The 8,251-nt window shown below is 74.0% G+C and carries 8 protein-coding genes; 6 read left to right on the plus strand and 2 right to left on the minus strand.

The genetic code is table 11. The annotated features are described in order from the left end of the window. The 4 genes from C1I97_RS25660 to C1I97_RS25675 all read left to right on the plus strand — a co-directional run. A partial coding sequence (locus C1I97_RS25660) for a beta-N-acetylglucosaminidase domain-containing protein (protein ID WP_111005539.1) occupies positions 1-2,919 on the plus strand: 2,919 nt, incomplete at its 5' end. A gap of 79 nt (positions 2,920-2,998) precedes the next feature. After that, positions 2,999-3,532, plus strand: a complete 534-nt coding sequence (locus tag C1I97_RS25665; protein WP_111005540.1) for a PadR family transcriptional regulator — start codon at positions 2,999-3,001, stop codon at positions 3,530-3,532. Then, positions 3,529-4,218: an ABC transporter ATP-binding protein gene (locus tag C1I97_RS25670; RefSeq protein ID WP_111005541.1), complete on the plus strand. Its 690-nt coding sequence runs from the start codon at positions 3,529-3,531 to the stop codon at positions 4,216-4,218. Before C1I97_RS25665 ends, C1I97_RS25670 begins: the two co-directional genes overlap by 4 nt. Next, positions 4,215-5,570, plus strand: a complete 1,356-nt coding sequence (locus tag C1I97_RS25675; protein WP_111005542.1) for an FtsX-like permease family protein — start codon at positions 4,215-4,217, stop codon at positions 5,568-5,570. The genes C1I97_RS25670 and C1I97_RS25675 overlap by 4 nt, the downstream gene beginning before the upstream one ends. A gap of 49 nt (positions 5,571-5,619) precedes the next feature. Here the strand turns inward: C1I97_RS25675 and C1I97_RS25680 are convergent, their stop codons facing one another. Then, positions 5,620-6,006, minus strand: a complete 387-nt coding sequence (locus C1I97_RS25680) for a VOC family protein (RefSeq protein WP_111005543.1) — start codon at positions 6,004-6,006, stop codon at positions 5,620-5,622. Between the two features lie 152 nt (positions 6,007-6,158). Between C1I97_RS25680 and C1I97_RS40125 the strand changes: the two genes are divergently transcribed. Then, positions 6,159-6,305 carry a hypothetical protein gene (locus tag C1I97_RS40125; protein ID WP_181446907.1) on the plus strand — a complete coding sequence of 49 codons (147 nt, stop codon included), beginning with the start codon at positions 6,159-6,161 and terminating at the stop codon, positions 6,303-6,305. 86 nt (positions 6,306-6,391) lie between these two features. Here C1I97_RS40125 and C1I97_RS25685 read toward each other — a convergent pair whose 3' ends face one another. Further along, positions 6,392-6,928 carry an HNH endonuclease gene (locus C1I97_RS25685; RefSeq protein ID WP_111005544.1) on the minus strand — a complete coding sequence of 179 codons (537 nt, stop codon included), beginning with the start codon at positions 6,926-6,928 and terminating at the stop codon, positions 6,392-6,394. Positions 6,929-7,240: 312 nt separating this feature from the next. On the opposite strand from C1I97_RS25685, the gene C1I97_RS25690 reads away from it, so the two are divergent. Beyond that, on the plus strand, positions 7,241-8,251 hold a 1,011-nt coding region (locus tag C1I97_RS25690), incomplete at its 3' end, for a mechanosensitive ion channel family protein (RefSeq protein ID WP_111005545.1).

Raw genomic sequence — 8,251 nt, forward strand, 5'->3', positions numbered from 1 at the left:
GCCCCCGGCGCCTCGGCCACGAACCCGGAGCAGCCGGCCGCGGCCTCCTCCGACCTCGCCGTGTGGCCGCGCCCGCAGTCCCTCCGTACGACCGGCACCGCCGTCAAGGTCACCGACCGGGTCGCCCTGGTCACCGACGCGGACGCGGACCCGTACGCCCTGGACGCGCTGCGCGCGCTCCTGCACGGGGCCGGCGCCCGGACGATCGTGGAGCCGGGCGCCTCGGACCCGCTCCCGCAGGACGCCCTGGTGGTGCGCGCCCACACCGAGCGGGCGCACGGCGACCCGCGCCACGCGCTGCCCTCCGGCGGCTACCTCCTCACCACCGGCGACGGCACCCTGACCCTCACCGGCGCGGGCGAGGACGGCCTCTTCCACGCCGTGCAGACACTGCGGCAGCTGCTGCGCCCCGACGGGACGGTCCCCGGCGTGACCGTCCGCGACTGGCCGGGCACCGCCGTGCGCGGCACCACCGAGGGCTTCTACGGCACCGCGTGGACGCAGGAGCAGCGTCTCGCGCAGATCGACTTCATGGGCCGCACCAAGCAGAACCGGTACCTGTACGCCCCCGGCGACGACCTCTACCGCCAGGAGCGCTGGCGGGAGCCGTACCCGGCCCAGCAGCGGGCGGCGTTCCGGGAGCTGGCCGAGCGGGCCCGCGGCAACCACGTCACGCTGGGCTGGGCGGTGGCGCCGGGCCAGTCGCTGTGCTTCGCCTCGGACGCCGACGTACGGGCGCTGACGCGGAAACTGGACGCGATGTGGGCGCTCGGCTTCCGGGCGTTCCAGCTGCAGTTCCAGAACGTCAGCTACAGCGAGTGGCACTGCGGCGCGGATCCGGACCGTTTCGGCTCCGGTCCCGAGGCCGCGGCGCGGGCGCAGGCGCGGGTGGCGAACGAGGTGGCCCGGCACCTGGCGGAGCGTCACCCGGGCTCCGTACCGCTGTCGCTGATGCCGACCGAGTTCTACGAGGACGGCGCGACACCCTACCGGCGGGAGCTGGCCTCCGCGCTGGGCCAGTCGGTGCAGGTGGCCTGGACCGGGGTGGGCGTGGTGCCCCGCACCATCACGGGGGCCGAACTGGCCGAGGCCCGGCAGGCGTTCGGGCACGCGCTGGTCACCATGGACAACTACCCGGTGAACGACTACGCCGAGGACCGCATCTTCCTCGGCCCCTACACCGGCCGCGAACCGGCCGTCGCCAGCGGCTCGGCCGCCCTGCTCGCCAACGCGATGGAGCAGGCCGAGGCCTCCCGCATCCCGCTGTTCACGGCGGCCGACTACGCCTGGAACCCCCGCGACTACCGCCCCGAGGAGTCCTGGCGGGCGGCCATCGCCGACCTCGCGGCGGGCGACCCGCGGCGCCCCGAGGCGCTGTCGGCCCTGGCCGGCAACGACGCGTCCTCGGTCCTCGGCGGCACGGAGTCGGCGTATCTGCGCCCGCTCATCGCGGCCGTGTGGAAGGCCCGCGGAACGACGGACCGGGCCGCGAACGAGACCGCCGAGGCGCGGCTGCGCGCCGCCTTCACGGTGCTGCGCGAGACCCCCGGGCGCCTCGCGTCCGATGCGTCCGACGGCACCCTGGCCGCCGAAGTCGCCCCCTGGTCGGCGCAGTTGGCCCACTACGGCGAGGCGGGCACGGCGGCGCTCGCCATGTTCCGCGCCCAGCGCGAGGGCGACGCGGCGGGGGCCTGGACGGCGTACCGGACGCTGGACCGGCTGCGCGCCGGGATCGAGCGCGCCGACGTGACGGTCGGCAAGGGCGTGCTGGACCCCTTCCTCGACCGCGCGCGGCAGGAGTACGCGACCTGGGCGGGCCTGACCCACGAGCCGTCCGCGGACCGGAACGAGGTCTCGGCCCGCACGGTCCGCTTCCCGCGCGCCCGCGCCCTGACCGCCGTGACGGTGCTGAGCGACCCCGGAACCGCCGGTGCCGTGGAGGTCCACGTCCCCGGAGAGGGCTGGCACCGCGTGGGAGCGCTGGCGGCGCACGGGGCGACGGAACTCGACACCGGGCAGCCCTCGTCCCCGGCCGACCGGGCGACGCGCCCACCGGCCCTCTGGCCGCCCGCCTCCCCGGCTCCGGGCCTGTGGACGCGCCCGCCGGCCCTCGTGCAGCCGGTCCCCCCGCCGGCCGGCACCCGGGTCGACGCCGTCCGTGTGACCGGCGCCGACCCCTCCCGCGTACGCCACCTGGTCCCCTGGTTCGCCGACACCGCGGCGCTGCCGCGGGAGCTGCCGCGCGCCGCGGCCGACGCGGAGATCGGCGGCACCGAGCGGCTGAGCGCCCGGCTGGTCTCCCGCCGCCCGGCCGAGGTGCGCGGCAGGGTGACCGTGGAGGCCCCCGAGGGCATCGGGGTGCGCGTCCCCACCAAGGAGCTGACCGTGCCCCGGGGCACCACGGTGGACGTCCCGGTGGAGGTCACCGTCCCGCCGACGGCGCCCTCCCGCCCGTACGACATCCGCGTGACCTTCGCCGGCCAGACCCGCACCCTCACGGTCCGCACCTTCCCGCGCACCGCCGGCCCCGACCTGGCCCGCACCGGCAGGGCGACCTCGTCGGGCGACGAGACCGCCGACTTCCCGGCCTCCGCCGCGAACGACGGCGACCCGTCCACGCGCTGGTCGTCCCCCGTCGACGACGGCGCCTGGTGGCAGGTGGAACTCCCCGGGCCGGTACGCCTGGGCAGGGTCGCCCTCCACTGGCAGGAGGCCCACCCCTCCGACTACCGCGTCCAGGTCTCCCCGGACGGCCGCCGCTGGCGCACGGCCGGCGCGGTGAAGGACAGCCGGGGCGGCCGGGAGGCCGTCCGCATGGACGAACGCGACGTGCGCTTCATCCGCGTGCAGGGCGACAAGCGGGCCACGCGGTACGGCTATTCCCTGTGGTCGGTGGAGGCGTACGCGGTGGCGGACTGAGTCCGCCGCACCGCACGCTCCGAAGTTTTCCCCTGATCACTATTCACTCAGTACATGTACGCAGTGCATACTGAGGCTCATGAGCACCCGACACGTCCTGCTGGGCCTGCTCGTCGGCGGGCCCAGCCACGGCTACGACCTCAAGCGACGCCACGACGAGCACTTCCCGCAGGCCCGTCCGCTGGCCTACGGCCAGGTCTACACGACCCTGCAACGGCTGGTCCGCGACGGCCTGGCGGAGGTGGAGGGCACCGACTCCGACGGCGGACCGGAGCGGACCTTGTACCGCCTCACCGAGGACGGCTCCCGGGAGGTGGCCACGTGGGCCGGGCAGGTCACGCCGCCCGCGCCCTTCGTGACGAACGAGATCTTCGCCAAGGTCGTCGTGGCGATCCTCACCGACGGCGACCCGGCCGCCCATCTGCTCGCGCAGCGCGCCGCGCACATGGAGCGGATGCGGGAGCTGACGGCGCTCAAGACCGCCCCGGGCGCCGACCTGGCGACCGTGCTCTCGGCGGACTACGCCCTCAACCACCTCGACGCCGACCTGCGCTGGATGACCACCACGCAGGCCCGGCTCACCACTCTGACCGTGGAGGTCGAACGAGCATGAGCAACCGTCCGGTGCCCCTTCTGGTGGCCCGAGACCTCGTCAAGTCCCACGGCAGGACCCCGGCGCTGCGCGGGGCCTGCCTGGAGCTGGGCGAAGGCGAGATCGTCGCCGTGACCGGCGCCAGCGGCAGCGGGAAGTCCACGCTGCTGCACTGCCTGGCGGGCATCGTCCGGCCGGACGGCGGCTCGGTGACGTACGACGGACAGCGCGTCGACACGCTGCCGGAGAACCGCCTGAGCGAGCTGCGCCGCACCGACTTCGGCGTGGTGTTCCAGTTCGGGCAGCTGATCCCCGAGCTGACGGCCGTGGACAACGTCGCGCTGCCGCTGATGCTGGCCGGGACCGCACGGGGGGCGGCCCAGGAGCGGGCGAGGGCGTGGCTGGAGCGGTTCGGCGTGCGGGAGCAGGAGGCCGCGCGCCCCGGTGAGATGAGCGGAGGTCAGGCGCAACGCGTGGCGCTGGCAAGGGCGTTGGTGACCGGTCCGAGGGTGGTGTTCGCGGACGAGCCGACGGGGGCGCTGGACTCGCTGGCGAGCGAGCAGGTGATGACCGCCCTGGTGGGGGCCGCCCGGGAGGCGGGCACAGCCGTACTGCTGATCACGCACGACGCCCAGACGGCGGCGTACGCCGACCGCGAGGTACGGCTGCAGGACGGCGTGACGGTCGGGCTGGGGGTGCTCGCGTGAGGACCGATCTGCGGCTGGCCTGGCTGCTCGTACGGGGCTCGGACCGGCGGGAGTGGTGGCGGATCGCGCTCACGGCGGCGGGGGCGATGTGCGCGACGGGGCTGTCCCTGGCTGCCGCCGTCCTGGCTTCGGTACACGGGCAGTACTCCTTCTCCTTCGGCAACGGCCTGCTCAACCACCCCAGTGACCGCTCCGGAGTGATCGTCACGTTGCTGCTCCTGCTGGTCCCGGTGCTCGGGTTCCTCGGTCAGTGCGCCCGGGTCGGCGCGGTGCACCGCGACCGGCGGACGGCCGTGCTGCGGCTGGCGGGCGCGGAGCCGGGCCGGGTGCGGAGGATCGCGGCGCTGGAGACCGGGCTGGCCTGCCTGCTGGGCTCGGTGCTCGCCACGGCCGGGGCGGCGGCGGTGCTGGCGGCCGTGTGGGAGCGACCGACCGCGCTGGCCTGGGCGGGTATCGCGCTGGTCGCGGTGTGCGTGCCGGTGCTGGGCACGGCGGCCGGGGTACTGGCGCTGCGCCGGGTGGTGGCGTCACCGCTGGGGTGGGTGCGGCGGACCCACACGCGGTCGGGGCGAGGCCCGGGGCTGATGTTCGTGGGCGGGCTGCTGGTCGTGGGCATGGCGGCCCTGGGGGCCGTGGCCGGCACGTCCGTGGACTCCAACTACGCGGGCCCCGGAACCGCTCCGCTCATCGTGTGCGCGGCGGTGCTGGCCATCGGCGCGGGCGCGGTGTGGCTCACGGGCGCCCTGTCCCGGCTGACCGGCCGGCTGCTCGCGGCCCGGACCGGCTCCCCGGCGGTGCTGATCGCGGCGGAACGGCTGCGGGACGACCCGTGGGCGGCGGCCCGTACGCATGCGGCGGTACTGCTGGTGACGGTGGTCGGGACCGGGTTCATGGGAGTACGGCAGGCGCTGCTCGCCCGTCTGGAGACCGTGGACGACACGCACGGTTTCGCCGCGGACGTCTCCTTCTACACCACGGGCCTGAACCTCACGGCCGCGGCCATCGTCCTCGCCCTCGCGATCGTCCTCACGGCGCTCGCCGTCGGCACCGCCGAGTCCGTCGCCACCCGCCGCCGGGGCCTGGCCGCGCAGGTGGCCGCCGGAGTACCCCAACGAGTGCTCGCCCGGGCCCTGCTGCTGGAAACCGCCCTGCCCCTGGCCCCGGCCGTCCTCGTGGCGGGCGCGGGCGGCCTGGCGATCGGCCTCTGGTACAGCTTCCTCGTCTCCGGGACCGTGCCGTACACGGCCCTCCTGGTCCCGGCCGGCGTGTACGCCACCTGCCTCCTGGCCACAGCCGCCTCGCTGCCGCTGCTACGACGCTCGGTGCGCCCGGCGGAACTGCGGTACGCGTGAACGGCCGGTCCCGGGGGCACGGGCGCCCGGGACCGGAACAGCCGCCGCCTCAGTCCCCGCCGCTCCCGTACGGCCTCGTCAGGATTTCCAGGTTGTGACCGTCCGGGTCGTCGAAGTACGCCCCTCGGCCCCCGTCGTTGTGGTTGATCTCGCCGGGGTGCCGGTGGTGCGGGTCCGCCCAGTACGGCAGGCCCGCGGTCCGGATACGGGCGAAGATCGCGTCGAAGTCGTCCTCGGCGACCAGGAACGCGTAGTGCTGCGGGCGTATCGGCTCGGTGGTCTCCATGTAGTCCAGCGTCACGCCGTTCGCCACCTGCACCGGAGCGAACGGGCCGAACGGCGGTGCCACCTCGAGCCCCAGCAGATCCGCGAGGAACCGCGCGGACCGCTCCTTGTCGTGTACGGCGACGATCGTGTGGTTGAGCTCCACAGCCATGGGTCGGCCCTCCTGCCCCCATAGGTGCCACAACCACTTTCCACGCTAGACAGCCGCACGGGCCCGCGCCATCGGCCTGCCGGCCCTTCCGGCGTCGAGCGGCGACTGAGGCGCGAAGCCCCGGGCGACCGGCAACCCGCAGCTTCGGTCAAGTGACCGTGAGGTCCACCCGGCGTCCTGCGTATACCGGCCTCGGCCCCGGCGTCCGTACCGAGACGCGCGGGCTGCTCATGCTCACCTACCTGGCCGATGTGCGCGGCGAGAGGATCGTCGTGGTCCAGGTGAGCTGGTTCGACTGAGGCTGAGCGCGACGTCCGGTCTGCGTACACGTACAGGACGCAGGCCGGGCGTCACGCACGTCGGCCGATGCGAAGGCCCGGAGTCGTCAGGCGGAGATGCCGTCGATCCGGGCCAGGGCGTCGTCCGCGCCGTACGGCTGCAGGTAGGGCAGCCAGCGCGGGTCCCTGTGCCCGGTGCCGATGATGCGCCAGGCCAGGCCCGTGGGCGGGGCCGGCTTGTGGCGCAGGCGCCAGCCCAGCTCGACGAGGTGGCGGTCGGCCTTGACGTGGTTGCAGCGGCGGCAGGAGGCCACCACGTTGTCCCAGACGTGCTTGCCCCCGCGTGAGCGCGGTATGACGTGGTCGACGCTGGTTGCGATGCCGCCGCAGTACACGCACCGGCCCCCGTCGCGGGCGAAGAGAGCTCGCCTGGTCAGAGGAACGGGCCCCCGGTAGGGAACCCGCACGAAACGCTTGAGCCGGACCACGCTGGGTGCGGGGACGGTGACGGTCGCGCTGTGCAGATGGGCGCCGGACTCCTCGAGGCAGACGGCCTTGTTCTCGAGGACGAGCACGAGCGCGCGGCGGAGCGGTACGACGCCGAGGGGCTCGTACGACGCGTTGAGGACCAGGACATGCGGCACGGATGCCTCCTTGTACGCCGGCGGCGCGTGGCTCGCGCCGGGGCTGCCTGGAGTCAGTCTCCCCTCATGCCTGGTGCACGCGCCACCATCTCCCGGTAACGGGCTGGGAGTGTTTTCGACCACACAGAGTTCATCCCCAGGTCCACGCCCCCTTTACACGACCTGATCAGAGGCGGGCGGGCACCGCCCCTCACCGGCCATCCCCGGAACTTCACACCGATCCCCCCACCGTGCCCCGTTAGTGTGGTGGTTCTGCCCGTCCGGTGACCTCTTCGTGACCCAGACGACATCGACCCCCGTGCCGGAGGGCGGATGCACCTGGAGGTACCTGCCGTGTCCCTGCCCGCCGTCCTACTGGCCGCCGGTCCGTCGCCCTCGCCCTCCGAGACGCCGGCCCTGACGGTCCCCACGCTCCAGGACGCCCACGAGAGCGCGACGAACGCCGCCAGCTGGGTCGAGCAGAACTGGTCCACGTGGCTGGCGATCGGCCTGAGGGTGCTGCTGATCCTGGTGATCGCGGCGGTGCTGAGAAGCGTGGTCCGGCGGGCGATCACCAAGCTCATCGACCGTATGAACCGCACGGTCCAGGCGGTGGACGGCACCGCGCTGGGCGGGCTGCTGGTCAACGTCGAGCGCCGCCGGCAGCGCTCCCACGCCATCGGCTCGGTGCTGCGCTCGGTGGCGAGCTTCCTGATCATGGGCACGGCGGCCCTGATGGTGCTGGCCACCTTCGAGATCAACCTGGCCCCGCTGCTGGCCTCGGCCGGTGTGGCCGGTGTGGCGATCGGTTTCGGCGCCCGCAACCTGGTCACCGACTTCCTCTCCGGCGTGTTCATGATCCTGGAGGACCAGTACGGCGTCGGCGACTCGATCGACGCGGGCGTGGCCTGCGGCGAGGTGATCGAGGTCGGCCTGCGGGTGACCAAGCTGCGCGGGGCGGGCGGTGAGATCTGGTACGTCCGCAACGGCGAGGTCAAGCGCATCGGCAACCTCTCCCAGGGCTGGGCGACGGCCGGCGTCGACGTCACCGTCAAGGTGGACGAGGACCTGGACAAGGTGAGGGCCACCCTCGACGAGGTCGCCGAGAAGATGGGCAAGGAGGAGCCCTGGAACGAGCTCCTGTGGAGCCCGATCGAGGTGCTCGGCCTGGACAGCGTGCTGATCGACTCGATGGTCGTCCGCGTCTCGGCCAAGACCATGCCGGGCAAGTCGGTGACCGTGGAGCGCGAGCTGCGCTGGCGCGTCAAGCGCGCCTTCGACGCGGCCGACATCCCCATCGTCGGCGGCGCGACCGCCCCGGCGGACGAGACCCCGGTCCCCGAC

The sequence above is a fragment of the Streptomyces sp. NTH33 genome, assembly GCF_003236365.1.
Lineage (GTDB): Bacteria > Actinomycetota > Actinomycetes > Streptomycetales > Streptomycetaceae > Streptomyces.

Bases quoted from the DNA above. Each gene is read 5' to 3' on its own strand.
- C1I97_RS25665 (WP_111005540.1), top strand. From the start codon at position 2,999: ATGAGCACCCGACACGTCCTGCTGGGCCTGCTCGTCGGCGGGCCCAGC.
- C1I97_RS25670 (WP_111005541.1), top strand. From the start codon at position 3,529: ATGAGCAACCGTCCGGTGCCCCTTCTGGTGGCCCGAGACCTCGTCAAG.
- C1I97_RS25680 (WP_111005543.1), bottom strand. From the start codon at position 6,006: ATGGCTGTGGAGCTCAACCACACGATCGTCGCCGTACACGACAAGGAG.